The organism is Acidisoma sp. (assembly GCF_035492295.1).
Lineage (GTDB): Bacteria > Pseudomonadota > Alphaproteobacteria > Acetobacterales > Acetobacteraceae > Acidisoma.
In genome coordinates, this window is the sequence record NZ_DATJJK010000056.1 from 22,906 (window position 1) to 36,621 (window position 13,716).

Annotated in this window: 16 protein-coding genes and 1 pseudogene; 13 read left to right on the forward strand and 4 right to left on the reverse strand. The window is 67.0% G+C overall.

What is annotated here, in order from left to right; translation table 11 throughout:
* The first annotated feature begins 10 nt into the window (after positions 1-10).
* Genes nrdR through thiL form a run of 6 tightly spaced genes read left to right on the forward strand, consistent with a single transcriptional unit; the run spans position 11 to position 4,301 of the window.
* Positions 11-481, forward strand: coding sequence for a transcriptional regulator NrdR (gene nrdR, locus VL752_RS04115; RefSeq protein ID WP_325352475.1), 471 nt, complete (start codon positions 11-13; stop codon positions 479-481).
* A gap of 20 nt (positions 482-501) precedes the next feature.
* Positions 502-1,119 carry a riboflavin synthase gene (locus VL752_RS04120; RefSeq protein ID WP_325352476.1) on the forward strand — a complete coding sequence of 206 codons (618 nt, stop codon included), beginning with the start codon at positions 502-504 and terminating at the stop codon, positions 1,117-1,119.
* Between the two features lie 5 nt (positions 1,120-1,124).
* Entirely contained in the window at positions 1,125-2,270 is a 1,146-nt protein-coding gene (gene ribB / locus VL752_RS04125; protein ID WP_325352487.1) for a 3,4-dihydroxy-2-butanone-4-phosphate synthase, read from the forward strand.
* Positions 2,267-2,746, forward strand: a complete 480-nt coding sequence (gene ribH / locus VL752_RS04130; protein WP_325352477.1) for a 6,7-dimethyl-8-ribityllumazine synthase — start codon at positions 2,267-2,269, stop codon at positions 2,744-2,746. The genes ribB and ribH overlap by 4 nt, the downstream gene beginning before the upstream one ends.
* Positions 2,746-3,309, forward strand: coding sequence for a transcription antitermination factor NusB (gene nusB, locus VL752_RS04135; protein WP_325352478.1), 564 nt, complete (start codon positions 2,746-2,748; stop codon positions 3,307-3,309). The genes ribH and nusB overlap by 1 nt, the downstream gene beginning before the upstream one ends.
* A gap of 11 nt (positions 3,310-3,320) precedes the next feature.
* Positions 3,321-4,301 (forward strand): thiamine-phosphate kinase, encoded by a 981-nt coding sequence (gene thiL, locus VL752_RS04140; RefSeq protein ID WP_325352479.1) that lies wholly within the window; start codon positions 3,321-3,323, stop codon positions 4,299-4,301.
* Between the two features lie 48 nt (positions 4,302-4,349).
* Here thiL and VL752_RS04145 read toward each other — a convergent pair whose 3' ends face one another.
* Complete coding sequence (locus VL752_RS04145) at positions 4,350-4,883, reverse strand: outer membrane protein assembly factor BamE (protein WP_325352480.1); 534 nt, start codon at positions 4,881-4,883, stop codon at positions 4,350-4,352.
* A 236-nt stretch (positions 4,884-5,119) separates the two neighbouring features.
* Between VL752_RS04145 and VL752_RS04150 the strand changes: the two genes are divergently transcribed.
* The 7 genes from VL752_RS04150 to VL752_RS04180 all read left to right on the forward strand — a co-directional run bounded on the left by VL752_RS04150 (position 5,120) and on the right by VL752_RS04180 (position 10,888).
* Complete coding sequence (locus VL752_RS04150) at positions 5,120-5,629, forward strand: YceD family protein (RefSeq protein WP_325352481.1); 510 nt, start codon at positions 5,120-5,122, stop codon at positions 5,627-5,629.
* Between the two features lie 178 nt (positions 5,630-5,807).
* Positions 5,808-6,011 (forward strand): 50S ribosomal protein L32, encoded by a 204-nt coding sequence (gene rpmF, locus VL752_RS04155; RefSeq protein ID WP_325352482.1) that lies wholly within the window; start codon positions 5,808-5,810, stop codon positions 6,009-6,011.
* Positions 6,012-6,048: 37 nt separating this feature from the next.
* The gene (gene plsX / locus VL752_RS04160) at positions 6,049-7,152 is read left to right on the forward strand and encodes a phosphate acyltransferase PlsX (protein ID WP_325352488.1); all 1,104 of its coding nucleotides are present in this window, start codon (positions 6,049-6,051) and stop codon (positions 7,150-7,152) included.
* 25 nt (positions 7,153-7,177) lie between these two features.
* Positions 7,178-8,155, forward strand: coding sequence for a beta-ketoacyl-ACP synthase III (locus VL752_RS04165; RefSeq protein WP_325352489.1), 978 nt, complete (start codon positions 7,178-7,180; stop codon positions 8,153-8,155).
* 96 nt (positions 8,156-8,251) lie between these two features.
* Entirely contained in the window at positions 8,252-8,566 is a 315-nt protein-coding gene (locus tag VL752_RS04170; protein ID WP_325352483.1) for an integration host factor subunit alpha, read from the forward strand.
* A complete protein-coding gene (locus VL752_RS04175; RefSeq protein ID WP_413788759.1) occupies positions 8,563-9,171 on the forward strand; it encodes a MerR family transcriptional regulator in 609 nt (202 codons plus the stop codon). Before VL752_RS04170 ends, VL752_RS04175 begins: the two co-directional genes overlap by 4 nt.
* Before the next feature lie 100 nt (positions 9,172-9,271).
* Positions 9,272-10,888 (forward strand): inorganic phosphate transporter, encoded by a 1,617-nt coding sequence (locus VL752_RS04180; RefSeq protein WP_325352484.1) that lies wholly within the window; start codon positions 9,272-9,274, stop codon positions 10,886-10,888.
* Between the two features lie 10 nt (positions 10,889-10,898).
* Here VL752_RS04180 and rbsK read toward each other — a convergent pair whose 3' ends face one another.
* The 3 genes and pseudogenes from rbsK to VL752_RS04195 form a co-directional block, all read right to left on the reverse strand.
* Positions 10,899-11,828 carry a ribokinase gene (rbsK, locus tag VL752_RS04185; protein WP_325352485.1) on the reverse strand — a complete coding sequence of 310 codons (930 nt, stop codon included), beginning with the start codon at positions 11,826-11,828 and terminating at the stop codon, positions 10,899-10,901.
* Positions 11,829-11,842: 14 nt separating this feature from the next.
* Complete coding sequence (locus VL752_RS04190; RefSeq protein WP_325352486.1) at positions 11,843-12,307, reverse strand: peroxiredoxin; 465 nt, start codon at positions 12,305-12,307, stop codon at positions 11,843-11,845.
* Positions 12,304-13,716: pseudogene (locus VL752_RS04195) on the reverse strand (hypothetical protein); the annotation flags it as partial. The gene VL752_RS04190 and the pseudogene VL752_RS04195, both read right to left, overlap by 4 nt.

The following is a 13,716-nucleotide window of genomic DNA, read 5'->3' on the forward strand; positions in this document are numbered from 1 at the left end:
GCGCGCCTGAATGCGCTGCCCCTTCTGCGGTCATGACGACGCCCAGGTGAAGGACAGCCGTCCCAGCGAAGACGGGACGGCGATCCGCAGGCGACGCTTTTGCGGCGCCTGCAGCCAGCGTTTCACGACCATCGAACGGGTGCAGCTGCGCGAACTCGTCGTCGTCAAATCCGACCTGCGGCGCGTGCCGTTCGACCGCGACAAGCTCTCCCGTTCCATCCGCATCGCGCTACGCAAGCGGCCGGTGCAGGAGGAGCGGGTGGAGCGCATCGTGAACAGCATCGTCCGCAAGCTCGAGTCGAGCGGCGACAGCGACGTGCCGAGCAAACAGATCGGCGAGCTCGTTATGGAGACGTTGAAGGAAGTGGACGATGTCGCCTATGTCCGCTTCGCGAGCGTCTATCGCGATTTCCGCGAAGCCAAGGATTTCGAGCAATTCCTGGGCCAGCTAGGCGACAAGCTGGAGCCCGAGCCCCAATAGGGACGGGCCTGAGAGGCAGAATGTTCACAGGGATCATTTCCGGCATCGGGACCGTCGCCGAGGTGCAAGCGATCGGCGCGGGGTCCGATATGCGGCTGCGCATCGCCGTGCCGCAGCACAAGGCGGAATGGGCCGGTATGCCCGGCGTTCTGATCGGCGCCTCCATCTGCTGCTCGGGCTGCTGCCTTACAGTTGTTGAGAAGGACGGTGGCTCATTCCTGGTCGAGGTCTCGGCTGAAACCCTCTCCAAAACCTCGCTTGGCGGCTGGGCTGCCGGCCGGCGCATCAATCTCGAGCGCGCGCTGAAGATGGGCGACGAGCTTGGCGGCCATATCGTGTCCGGCCATGTCGATGGGCTGGGCACAGTTCTGTCCCAGACGCCGGAGAACGGCTCGACACGCTGGACCTTCCGGGTGCCGCGCGATCTCGCCTTCTTCATCGCCCGGAAGGGCAGCATTGCCATCGACGGAGTTTCCTTGACGGTCAATGAGGTCGAGGGTGATGTGTTCGGCGTGAACATCATCCCCCACACGGCCGAGGAGACGACCTTCGGAACGCTCGCCGTGGGCGATGTGGTCAATCTGGAGATCGACATGCTCGCGCGCTACGTCGCGCGGCTCGCGGAGCGCGACCTGTGACCATGATGAAGACCCTATCCCTCCACGACTATATCTCGCCGACGTCCGAGATCATCGAGGAGGCCCGCGCCGGCCGGATGTTCATCCTGGTCGACGACGAGGACCGCGAAAACGAGGGCGACCTCGTGATTCCGGCGCAATTCGCGACCACCGAGGCTGTGAACTTCATGGCCCGCCATGCGCGCGGCCTGATCTGCCTCGCCATGACGGCGCAGCGCGTGCAGCAGCTCGGCCTGTCCCTCATGAGCGCGCATAACCGCTCCCGCCATGCCTCCGCCTTCACGGTCTCGATCGAGGCGCGGCACGGTATCTCCACCGGCATCTCGGCCGCCGACCGTGCCCGCACCATCGCGGTCGCAATCAATTCCGAGAACCCGCGTGAAGAGATCGCGACCCCTGGCCATATCTTTCCGCTGGCCGCGCGGGATGGCGGCTCCCTGGTCCGCGCCGGGCATACGGAAGCGGCGGTCGATGTCTCGCGCCTCGCGGGCCTCAACGCCTCGGGCGTCATCTGCGAGGTGATGAACGAAGACGGCACCATGTCGCGCCTGCCGGAACTGGTGGCCTTCGCCCAGCGTCACAACCTCAAGCTCGGTACCATCGCCGATCTCATCCAGTATCGCCGGCGGACCGAAAAGCTCGTTTTCCGCTCCTTCGAGACCTGGACTGGCGACCTCGAAGGTGGTGACTGGGCGGTGAAGGTCTTCGAGGACCGGCTGACCCAGACGGAACACATCGCTCTCGTGAAGGGCGATCTCGCCGCTCCCGGGCCTAGCCTCGTCCGCGTCCACAGTGTCGATCCGGTGACGGATCTGCTGGGCCCTGGCCGCCGCGCGCTTGCCGCCTCCAGCCGCATCATCGCGGAAGCCGGCCGCGGCGTGATCGTGCTGCTGCGTGACAATCAGCAGGGGGCCGTTGCCCGCAAGCTCGACGTCAAAGAGGCCGCCCGCACTGAGGATCACGTGCTGCGCCAATACGGCATCGGTGCGCAGATTCTTATCGATCTCGGCGTTAAGGACATGATTCTTTTGACCAACCATCCGCGCAGCCTGATTGCGCTCGAAGGCTTCGGCCTCAACATCATCGACCAGCTTCCCTTCGCGGAGCGTCCGGGCGACGCCTCCGAACTGGGCGCGGAGACCGGGTTATGAGCACCGCGGACGCCGTGCTCGGCGAGGTCCCAACGCTGGAAGGGGCGCCGCCTTCCGTCCTTATCATCACCGCGCCCTATTACCGCGAGGTGGTGGACGGCATGACGAAGGGGGCGCGCGCCGTGCTCGACCAAGTCGACGCCGAACACGAGACGGTGGAGGTTGCCGGCGCTTATGAACTCGCCCAGGCGCTCTGCATCGCCGCCGCCACCGATCGACCCTTCGACGGTTTCGTGCTGATCGGCTGCGTCGTGAAGGGCGAAACCGACCATTACGACTTCATCTGCCGCTCCTCCATGGACGGCATCATGAAGGCGGCGCTGGATCACAAGCTCTGCGTCGGCACTGCGCTGTTGACGGTCGATCATATCGACCAGGCCAAGGCCCGGGCCGGTGCCGAACACAACAAGGGAGGGGAAGCGGCGATCGCCATGCTGAAGCAGATCGCGCTGCTCCGTCACCTGGGGCGCATCTGATGACCGACCGACCAACCGGTGCGAAACCGCCGAAACCGCATGCGCGCCCCCGTACGGGGGCGCGCGTTGCCGCCGTGCAGGCGCTTTTTCAGAGCGAGCAGGCCGAGGAAAATCCGGAGACTGTGATCGAGCAGTTCACTCGTCATCGTCTGGGACATGTCCCGGGGGCGGGGGGCTTCGAGGATGGTCGTGTGGAAGATGCGCATGTGCCGCTCTTCGGCGCCATCGTGCGCCTTGCCGTGCGCGAGCAGGAGCGGATTGATCCGCTGATTGCCCAAAGCCTGCCCGCCGACTGGCCCTTCGAGCGGCTTGATCCTGTGCTGCGGGCCCTGCTGCGGGCGGCGGTCGCTGAACTGTCGATGCCCGAGGGGCCGCCCGCTCGGGTCGTCATCAATGAATATCTCGACGTGGCGCACGGCTTCTTCCATGGGGATGAGCCGCGCCTGGTGAACGGCCTGCTCGATGCGCTGGCCCGCCGCGTGCAGCCGGGCGAATTCTCCGCTGCCCCGGCGGACGGCGCCGCTTCGGCGGACTCCCCTGCGGCCGACGCCCCGACGCACTGAGGATACGGGTCTTGGCAGCAGTGCCCATCACGGCAGACGTGGGCGGCCTGCCGCCCGAATTCGGCCTCATTGGTCGGCATTTCCGCCCGCTCGCGGGGCCGGCGGCCCTCGATCTCGAAGATGACGCGGCGGTGCTCGCGCCGCCGCCCGGACGCGAGCTGGTAATGGCGGCCGATACCATGGTCTCTGGCGTCCATTACTTGCCGGATGATCCGGCCGAGGGCGTCGGCCAGAAATTGCTGCGCGTGAATCTGTCCGACCTCGCCGCGATGGCAGCCGAGCCACTCGGCTATTTGCTCGCGGTCTCGGCGCCCGCGGACACGCCGGATACCTGGTTCGCGGGCTTTGCCGCGGGGCTGGCCGCCGACCAGGCGGAATTCGGTCTCTCGCTCCTGGGTGGCGATACCACCAGCACACCCGGGCCAATCACCCTCTCGCTCACCATCATCGGCCATGTGGCGCCGGGCCAGGCGGTGCGCCGGCGTGGGGCGCGGCCCGGGGACGAGGTCTGGGTCACCGGCACGATCGGGGACGGGGCGCTGGGCCTCGCGGTCTCGCTCGGCAAGCTGGCCGACCCCTCGGGCTTTCTGCGCGGCCGCTATTGCGTGCCGAGCCCGCGCCTCGGCCTCCCGCTCGCGGGCCGGGTTTCAGCGGCGATCGACGTGTCGGACGGGCTGCTTCAGGATCTTGGCCATCTCTGCCGACTGTCGGGATGCGGCGCGGAGGTCGAAGCGGCCTCGGTGCCGATGTCGGAAGCGGCGCGGGTGGCAGGGCCGGGCTGGCTCGCCCAGCGCCTCGGCGGTGGGGACGATTACGAGTTGCTGCTCGCAGTACCCGAGGGCAGGGGAGCGGCGCTGGCCGAGGCCTGTGCGGCGCGCGGCGTGCCACTCACCCGGATCGGGCGCTTCGTGGCGGGGCCGGGCGCGGTGCGCGTGCTGGGTGAGGACGGCCAGCCGCTCGCCATCGGGCGGCATGGCTGGAGCCATTTCTAAGGTAGTGTATCGGTGGGCGGCTAATCCGGCTGGTGGTTCGGGCGGAGATTAACCGCCGCCGCCGCCCGGCGAGCCGCCAAAGTTGCTGCTGCCATTCGAGCTGCCGGCGCCCGGATTGAAGCGGCCGATATTGCCGAAAAGCTGCTGCAGGACAGAGGCGGAGGAGCCTGGGGATGACGTCGTGCCGGGCGCCATGGTCACGTTCTTGCCGTCGGCCTTGTCATAGACCTTCACCTTCCGCAGCACGCCGCCTTGGTCAAAATTCAGCACAACAACGCGCTGTTCCAGCACGGCCGGCAGGCGGCCCACCTGCGGGCGGGTGATCTGGCTAATATAGACCCAGGCGTTGTCGTCGAAGGTCTCATGCGTGGTCGGCGAGCCGAGCAGCGCCGTCGCATCGGCCTGTGTCGTCGTGCCGGGCGTCAGTTGCTTCAGCGCGACGCCGTCGATCGGGTCGCCGCGGGTCGTGGACTGCGCCTGGAAGAAACTGCATCCGGCGAGCGGCAGGCCCATGACGAGGCAGGCGACCGCCGCGGCACGACGGAAACCGAGCGGACCTCTGGGCGATGCTGTTTCAGACACTCGGCGCAATTCCTTCGTCGTTTCCCCGCAGGACGTCGGCGCGGGAAGCCGGCCACGAGCGGCATGGCCAAGTCACCGAATGAATAGTGCCATCGGATGGACCTCTGCCGTGAGCGCGGTGGGTCTCATGCTCCCGATCCGCTGTCAACTCGTCCTGCATCAGGCTATGTTTATTCCTACTATCGATCCGCTGCGAGGGGCCAAGCCCTGAGGGCCATGCCGCAAGAGCCAGTTTCATGACACCAGAATTTTCCCGCACCCTCCCGGTTGCCCAGATCGGGGCGAACGAGATCACCCGCAGCATCGAAGCGACGCCGGAGGAATGCGCCGCCGTCGCCCGCCGCCTCGGCCTGCCTGAGCTGGTGAGCCTGGCCGCCACCTTCCGCATCACTCGCCAGGACCGCAACACCTTCGAGGCTCACGGCAAGCTGCATGCGCGGGCGGTGCGCACCTGCGTCGTTTCGCTCGATGACTTCACCGAGGCCACCGATATCGTCTTTACCATCCGATTCGTGGACCGCGAGCCGAGCGAGGAGGACATTCTCGAAGCGCCTTTCGACTATGACGATGGACCGGACGAGGTCGTCTATGCCGACGGTGAGCTGGATCTGGGCGAGGCGGCGGTGGAGGAATACGCCCTGGCACTCCCCCCCTATCCGCGCAAACCCGGCGTCGAGTTCGAAGAAACCGTAGAGGAAGATGCCAATCCCTTCGCCGTGCTCAAGAAACTGTCCCGACCGAATTGAGCGGCAACCCCAGGCGGGTCTGAGCCGGGGGGCATGAAAGGGTTGTGTGTGGGGTGCATCCGCTGCGCTTGCCGCAGGGGGGGCTCTCTGGTAAGTGCCCGGCCTCACGCCAACAGAGTGTTTGGCCGGGTCATCGCGACCATGGGTCATGTAACGTAACACGAAAGGGGTTCTGGCCATGGCCGTTCCCAAGAGAAAGACTTCGCCGTCCCGCCGCGGGATGCGTCGCAGCCATCAGGCTCTGAGCGCCCCGAGCTTTGCCGAATGCGGCAACTGCGGCGAACTGAAGCGTCCGCACCACGTCTGCAGCCATTGCGGCCATTATGACGGCCGCGAAGTCGTGGGCGCCGGCAAGGCGCTCAAGGGTGCGGTCCGGGCCTGACCCGGCCCAATCCGGCGACGTGTCTTCCCCGTCCGGCATGAGCGATCTGGCCAAGACCGAGCGATTCGCCTTGGCCATCGACGCCATGGGCGGCGATGACGCGCCCGGAATGGTGGTCGCAGGCCTGGCGCTCGCGGCCGAACGGCATCCCGGCGGCCGCTTTCTGTTGGTGGGCGACGAGGCGAGGCTTCGGCCTCTTCTCGCGGCCCATCCGCGCGCGCGCGCCGTCTGCACCGTTCGTCATGCATCGGAAATCATCACCGGGGATATGAAGCCCACGGTAGCGCTGCGTTTGCGCCAGTCCTCCATGCGCCTCGCGATCGACGCGGTGGCGAGCGGGGAGGCGGCAGGCGTCGTTTCCGCCGGCAATTCCGGCGCGCTGCTGGCGCTCGCCAAGATCGTCGTGAAGACGCTGGCCGGTATCGACCGCCCGGCCATGGCGGCGACGGTACCCTCGGCGCGCGGCGATGTCGTCATGCTCGACCTCGGCGCCAATGTCGTGTGCGACAGCCGCAATCTTGTGGAATTCGCGGTGATGGGCGACATGTTCGCCCGCACCGTGCTCGGCATACCGGAGCCTACCATCGGCCTGCTGAACGTGGGGTCGGAAGAGCTGAAGGGCGACGACCGGCTGCGCCAGGCGGCGGACATGCTGCGCGCGAGCCCCATGGGCGCCCGCTTCCATGGCTTCGTCGCGGGGCATGACATCGCCGCCGGCACGACGGATGTGATCGTGACCGATGGCTTCACCGGCAATGTCGCACTGAAGACGGGGGAAGGCGCGCTCAGGCTCATGGGCGGGCTTCTGCGCCAGGTCTTCACCGGCAGCCTGATGGCCAAGATCGCCTATCTCCTCGCCCGCACCGGGCTCGACCGGCTGCGCGAGTGGCTCGACCCCCGCCGCTACAACGGCGCCGTGATGGTCGGCCTCAACGGCGTGGTGGTGAAATCCCATGGCGGCACGGACGCGCTGGGCTTTGCCCATGCGGTGGATGTGGCCATGAATATGGTGACCCACGGCTTTACAGCCGGTATTGCCGAGGGTCTGAGCAAAGTTGCCGAGCGGGAGCGCCTGCCGGCGCCCGGACAGGAGGAGAGCCTGATCGAAGGTCTCGCTTCCCCGCTCGCCCAGGCTAAGTAGAGCCGAAGCAGGTCCCATGGCGCGTATGATCCGATCCGTCCTCGCCGGCGCCGGCGGCTATTTGCCGGGCCGTGTTGTGAGCAATGACGAAATGGCGGCGCTGGTCGATACCTCCGACGCCTGGATCCGCGAGCGCACGGGTATTCACCAGCGCTATCGGGCCGAAGGCGAGGAAACGACGACCTCCATGGCGGTTATCGCTGGTCGCCGTGCCCTGGAGATGGCGGGCGCCACGGCAGCCGAGGTCGATCTCATCATCGTCGCCACCAGCACGCCCGATCAGGCCTTCCCTTCGGTTGCCGTGCGCGTCCAGGCGGGCCTTGGTGTCGACCACGGCTTCGGCTTCGACGTCTCGGCCGCCTGCGCCGGTTTCGTCTATGCGCTCTCCATCGCCGACGAGATGATCCGCGCCGGGCGCGCCCGCGGCGCCCTGATCATCGGTTCCGAGGTCTTCTCCCGCATCCTCGACTATGGCGATCGCGGCACCTGCGTGCTGTTCGGGGACGGCGCCGGCGCGGTCTTCCTGCGGGCCGCGGAAGGGGATGGCGCGCAGGGCGTGCTGTCGACCCATCTGCATGCTCAAGGGTCGCTTGGCGACATCCTTTACGTCGATGGCGCGGTCGGCGTCACCGATGCCGCCGGCGCGCCGATGCCCGGAAAACTCCGCATGCACGGGCGTGAGGTCTTTCGCCATGCCGTGCAGCGTCTCTCCGAGAGTGTCGAGGAGGCACTGGCCGCCAACGGCCTCGCGCATGACGCAGTCGACTGGCTGGTGCCGCACCAGGCCAATATCCGCATTATCGAGGGCATGGGGCGCAAGCTGGGCCTCGCCCCGGAGCGGGTGGTGATTACGGTGGACCGGCATGCCAATACCTCAGCCGCCTCCATTCCTCTGGCGTTGGCCGAGGCCATGGGCGACGGGCGCATCCAGCACGGCCAGCTTGTGCTGATGGAGGCGCTGGGCGGCGGCTTGGTCTGGGGCTCTGCGCTGGTCCGGATTTAGCTGCCCCAACTTCGCCATAAGGAAAACATCCGCACGCCAAGGCGTTGATGGTGAAGGATTCGTTGACTCGGCTGCCAGCAATGCTACCGTTACAGCATGAGTACAGTCACGCGCGCACAGCTGGCCGAGACGATCTACGCACAGGTGGGCCTGTCGCGGAACGAATCCGCCGACCTGCTGGAGGCGGTGCTGGAGCGTATCTCCGCCGCGCTTGAATCCGGAGAATCTGTCAAGATCAGTGGCTTCGGGACCTTTTCTGTGCGCCAGAAGGGTCGCCGCATTGGCCGCAACCCCAAGACTGGGGTGGAAGTGCCCATCCTGCCGCGCCGGGTGCTCGTCTTCCGGCCGAGCCAGGTCCTCAAGGGCACGGTCAATGGCGAAGTCGTGGACGAGGAGGGTGATGACGCATGAGCGTGCTCCCGCTGGCTCGCAACACCACCATGGGTGAGGATGACGAAGCCCATGGCCGCGCCAAGCCGAAGAAGGCGCCAACCGCTTTTCGCACAATCAGCGAGGTAGCGGACGATCTTCATATTCCGCAGCATGTGCTGCGCTTCTGGGAGACGAAGTTTCCCCAGGTCCGACCGCTGAAACGTGGCGGCGGACGCCGCTACTACCGGCCGGACGACATTACCCTGCTGCGCCGCATCTCCCATCTTCTCTATACCCAGGGCTATACGATCAAGGGCGTGCAGCGTCTGCTGCGCGAAGGTGGCGGGCGTTTGGCGGACGATATTCCGCCGCCGTTGCAGGATGATCAGGACACGGAAGCCGATCATGAGGCCGAGCAGCTGCTGGCGCAGGAGCGTGCGAGCATTCAGGAGCGCGCGGAAAGCGCCGCCGCTGCGACCCGCCTGCCGCTCCGTTTCATTCCGCGGTCCGCCGCCCAGCCGCCTCTGCCGTCCGCGACCCCTGCGGGGCCTTCGACCACCGAGCAGGAGACCGCCCGTCTGCGGCGCGCCCTGGCGGAGCTTCTCTCCGGCCTCGAAGGGCTGCGGGCACTTCTCGACCGCTGAGGGCCGCCCTCGGCCATGCTGGCCGGGGCTGTCATGAAACCTTTCCTGGATCTGAAGCGACCGGCGGTATAGCCGGTAGCGAAATGAGAAGGAAAGGCCAATGTCCGGCTTAAGTGCGCCTACTTCGCCGCTCGATCGGACCGGCACTGGCGGTGGCCGGCACTGGTCCACCGTGCCCGTGTTTGCCCTTCTGCTGATCTGTGGCCTCGGCTACGCTCTTTACGGCCTGGTCTCCGACATGAACCAGGCCGGCCAGTCGCCCCTGGCGATCGGGGCCTTCCTGTTGCTGGGCATCGCGCTTCTCATCGCCCTGGGCTTCGAATTCGTGAACGGTTTCCACGACACCGCCAATGCGGTGGCGACGGTCATCTACACCCACAGCCTGCCGCCCGTGACGGCCGTCATCTGGTCGGGCGTTTGGAATTTCCTGGGCGTGCTGACCTCATCCGGCGCCGTCGCCTACAGCATCGTCAGCCTGCTGCCGAACGATCTCGTGCTGAACGTGGGCTCCAGCGCCGGCTTCGCCATGATTTTCGCCCTGCTTCTGGCGGCGATCAGCTGGAACCTGCTGACCTGGTATTTCGGCATCCCGAACTCCTCCTCCCATGCGCTGATCGGCTCGGTCCTCGGGATCGGCATCGCCAATCAGCTGATGGCGCCGGCGGGGCACGCGGCGGCCGGCGTGCAATGGGGGGCGGCCATCGGCGTGCTCAAGGGCCTGCTCTTCAGCCCTGTCGCGGGCTTCGTGCTGGCGGCTCTGCTGTTGCTGGTGATGAAGCGCGTCATTCGCAGCCACAAGCTCTATGAGGAGCCCAAAGGCCGCAAACCGCCGCCGCTCTGGATCCGCGCCATCCTGGTGCTGACCTGCACCAGCGTCTCCTTCGCCCATGGCGGCAATGACGGGCAGAAGGGGATGGGCCTGATCATGCTCATCCTGATCGGCGTGGCGCCGACCGCCTTCGCCCTCAACCGGACGATGTCTCAGGACAGCACGCCGACCTTCATTTCCACCAGTCTACACGCCGCTCAGGTTTTCGAAGCCCATGCCGCCGCAGAGGCGACCAAGCTGCAGGGCGCTGTCGCCCGTCAGCGGGTGGACGACGCCCTGAACAAAAGCAAGGTTTCCGATCCGGCCATCTATGGTGCGCTCGGCGTGCTCGCCCATAACATCGCGGGCCAGGTGCATGACCATGGCGCGCTTTCCGCCGTGCCGGCGGCCGAAACCAACAACGTCCGCAACGACATGTATCTGACGGATGCAGCCATCGCCAAACTCGCCAAGGAAAAGGCCCCGTTCAGCGCCGAGGAATGGACGGTGCTGAAGCATTACCGCGCGCTGCTGCAGCACGGCACCCGCTATATCCCGCTTTGGGTAAAGGTCTCGGTTGCCGTCGCCCTCGGTCTCGGCACCATGGTTGGCTGGCGCCGCATCGTGCAGACGGTGGGTGAGCGCATCGGAAAGACCCATCTGTCCTACGCCCAGGGTGCGTCGTCGGAAATCGTCGCCGCCGGCACCATCGGCATGGCCGAGGCCTGGGGTCTGCCGGTATCGACCACTCATATCCTGTCGAGCGGCGTCGCCGGCACCATGCTCGCCAATGGCTCCGGCTTGCAGCGCAGTACCGTCGTCCGGTTGCTCTCGGCCTGGGTGCTGACGCTGCCGGTCGCGATCATCCTCTCGGGCGTGCTCTTCTGGCTCTTCCGCAGCCTGCTCTGAACGTCCTGCGTTATGCTGGCGGGCGTGACCCCGCCAGCAGCGCCTCTACCTCCGCCCGCTTCGGCATGCCGGCCCCGGCACCGGCGCGGGTGACTTTCAGGCCGGCGACCGCGCAGGCGAAGCCGAGCGCTTCGGCAAGCGTCTTTCCCTCAGACAGCGCGACGGCAATGCCGGCATTGAAACTGTCCCCCGCCCCCGTCGTGTCGACGACGGGCCCCGCCTTGACGGCCATGGCAAGGACCGTCTGGCCATCCTTTCGCAGCAGCGCGCCCTTCTCTCCGAGGGTGATGACGACGGCGCCCGCGCCACGCGCGATCAGCGCATCGGCGGCGGCTTCCGCTTCTGCCGTATCGGTGACGGGCAGGCCGGAAAGCATTGCCGCCTCGGTCTCGTTCGGCGTCAGAATGTCGACCAGACCGAGGATTTCATCGGAAAGGGCGGCGGCCGGCGCGGGGTTGAGCATGGTCACGCTCCCGGCGGCACGGGCCCGGCGCAGCGCGTGCAGCACCAGGGGCTGCGGCGTTTCGAGCTGGGTGAGGAAAACCGAGGAGGCGTCGATTGCCTCAGCCGCCCCGTCGATCTCGGCCGTGGTCAACGCGGCGGCCGCCCCGGGCACGACGATGATGGCATTCTCGCCGGCGCGGTCGTCGATGATGATGGCGGCCGAGCCCGTGGGAAGATCGGCGCTCTCGCGCAGGAAGCGGGTGCCGACGCCTTCGCGCGCGTAGATGCCGCGGGCCATGGCGCCGAAGTCGTCCTGCCCGATCTTGGCCAGGAATTCCACCGGCGCGCCCAGCCGGGCGGTGGCGATGGCCTGGTTGGAGCCCTTGCCCCCCGGCCCGATGCCGAAGCCGCTCCCCAGCACCGTTTCACCCCAGGCGGGGAGTTTCGGCGTGTGGAAGACGAGGTCGGCGGCGAAGATGCCCATGACGGTGATCATTGTTTGGTTCTTTCTCAGCCGAGGGCCTGGGCCGCTTTCAGCACGTCTGTGGCGTGGCCGCTGACGGAAACCTTGCGCCAGATTTTCCCGATCTTGCCATCAGCGCCGACCAGGAAGGTTGCGCGTTCGATGCCCATGTATTTGCGGCCATACATGCTTTTTTCGACCCAGGTGCCATAGGCCTCGGTCACGGCGCCGTCGTCGGATGCGAGCGGGAAGGTGAGGCCATATTTCTCAGCGAATTTCTCAAGCGCCTTCATCGGATCGCGCGAGACCCCGATGACGTTGAGCCCGAGGTGACCGAGCTGGGGCAATGCCTCCTGGAAGGCGCAGGCCTCCTTGGTGCAGCCCGTCGTATCGGCCTTAGGGTAGAAATAGAGGAGGAATGGCTTGCCCGCGTAGTCGGCCAGTTTAACCGTGCGGCCGCCGGTTGCCGGCATGGTGAAGTCGGGGGCGGCATCGCCTTCGGTCAAGCTCATGGGCTTTCTCCTCTTGTCTGGACAGGCGCCAAAAGGCTGGGCGCCGGACTGCCGGCCACCGGATTGCCGATATGCCGGATGAAACTCGCGCGGACCAGAGCGGCGGTGCGCTCCATGCGGGCGCGCAATGCCGGCAGGTCCGCTTCCCCGGTCGCAGCAAGCAGGATGCGGGCGGTCGCTTCCGGCAGCTCGGCCTTGCGGGTCTGCCCGACGGTCAGCCGCAACATGCTCTGGATCGTGCGCCAGAAATGATCGGCCGCGACCAGCGTCTCCGCTTCCTCGGCCGGCAGGCATCCGGCCTCGGCGAGTTTGCGCAGCGCCTGGGCGGTCGTCGTGTCGCGCAGTTCGGGGCGGTCTGCGCCGTGGATCAGCTGCAGGATCTGGGCGGTGAACTCCACCTCCATGGTTCCTCCAGGCATGAGCTTCACATCCCACGGCCCCTGGGCCGCGAGGTCGCGCAGCATGCGCCGCCGCATGTCGAGCGCATCGGTGCGCAGCGCGGCCGCACTCCGCCGGGGGCCGAGCGCCTCCCGCAGTGCCGCTTCCACGATCGGCAGGAAGCTCGCCGTTCCGGTCACGACGCGGGCGCGGGTCAGCGCCATCTGCTCCCAGGTCCAAGCCTGTTCGGCGTGATACTTGCGGAAGGCGGCGAGGCTGACTGCGACTGGCCCCTGGTTGCCGGAGGGGCGGAGCCGCATATCCACCTTGTAGAGCGGCCCCTCCACGCCCTGCACGGTGAGGGCGCTGGTGAAGGCATTGACGAGGCGGGCGAACCACTGGCTGGGCGCCAGGGGCCTCGGGCCTTCGCTCGCTTCCGTATCCTCCGTCCGGTCGTAGATCAGCATGAGATCGAGATCGGAGCCGGGCATCATCTCTCGGCTGCCGCCCTTGCCCAGCAACAGCACGGCAAAGGAAGCGCCGCGCAGCCAGCCGTAACGGGCGGTTTGCTGCGCCACCACGCCATCAAGAATGACGGAAAGCGCGGCATCGGCGAGCGCGGTGCGGGCGAGGCCGGCGCTGTCCACGTCCATGCGGCCTTCGAGCGTCGCGACGCCGATGCGGAAATGCTCCTCGCTGACGAAATGGCGGGTGAGGGCGATGACGTCCTCCAGCCCGTCCGCATCGACGAGTTGAGCGTGCAGCGCGCGCAGCGGGTCGGACCGCGCGGCCTCGGAGCCGAGCAGCCCTTCGAGCGAGCCCGGATGGCTCGCCAAATGGTCGGCGAGGCCGGGGGCCGCGCCCAGCAGCAGGGCGATACGGTCTATCAGCGCCGGATTGCGGCTGAAGAGCGAGAAGAGCTGGATGCCGGCGGGCAGGGCGGAGACGAAATGGTCAAAACGGGCGAAGGTCTGATCCGGCTGCGGTTGTTTCGCAATCGCGCGGAGCATATGCGGCAGGAGATGCTCGAG

Bases quoted from the DNA above. Each gene is read 5' to 3' on its own strand.
- nrdR (WP_325352475.1), top strand. From the start codon at position 11: ATGCGCTGCCCCTTCTGCGGTCATGACGACGCCCAGGTGAAGGACAGC.
- VL752_RS04120 (WP_325352476.1), top strand. From the start codon at position 502: ATGTTCACAGGGATCATTTCCGGCATCGGGACCGTCGCCGAGGTGCAA.
- ribB (WP_325352487.1), top strand. From the start codon at position 1,125: ATGAAGACCCTATCCCTCCACGACTATATCTCGCCGACGTCCGAGATC.
- ribH (WP_325352477.1), top strand. From the start codon at position 2,267: ATGAGCACCGCGGACGCCGTGCTCGGCGAGGTCCCAACGCTGGAAGGG.
- nusB (WP_325352478.1), top strand. From the start codon at position 2,746: ATGACCGACCGACCAACCGGTGCGAAACCGCCGAAACCGCATGCGCGC.
- VL752_RS04150 (WP_325352481.1), top strand. From the start codon at position 5,120: ATGACACCAGAATTTTCCCGCACCCTCCCGGTTGCCCAGATCGGGGCG.
- rpmF (WP_325352482.1), top strand. From the start codon at position 5,808: ATGGCCGTTCCCAAGAGAAAGACTTCGCCGTCCCGCCGCGGGATGCGT.
- plsX (WP_325352488.1), top strand. From the start codon at position 6,049: ATGAGCGATCTGGCCAAGACCGAGCGATTCGCCTTGGCCATCGACGCC.
- VL752_RS04165 (WP_325352489.1), top strand. From the start codon at position 7,178: ATGATCCGATCCGTCCTCGCCGGCGCCGGCGGCTATTTGCCGGGCCGT.
- VL752_RS04170 (WP_325352483.1), top strand. From the start codon at position 8,252: ATGAGTACAGTCACGCGCGCACAGCTGGCCGAGACGATCTACGCACAG.
- VL752_RS04175 (WP_413788759.1), top strand. From the start codon at position 8,563: ATGAGCGTGCTCCCGCTGGCTCGCAACACCACCATGGGTGAGGATGAC.
- VL752_RS04180 (WP_325352484.1), top strand. From the start codon at position 9,272: ATGTCCGGCTTAAGTGCGCCTACTTCGCCGCTCGATCGGACCGGCACT.
- rbsK (WP_325352485.1), bottom strand. From the start codon at position 11,828: ATGATCACCGTCATGGGCATCTTCGCCGCCGACCTCGTCTTCCACACG.
- VL752_RS04190 (WP_325352486.1), bottom strand. From the start codon at position 12,307: ATGAGCTTGACCGAAGGCGATGCCGCCCCCGACTTCACCATGCCGGCA.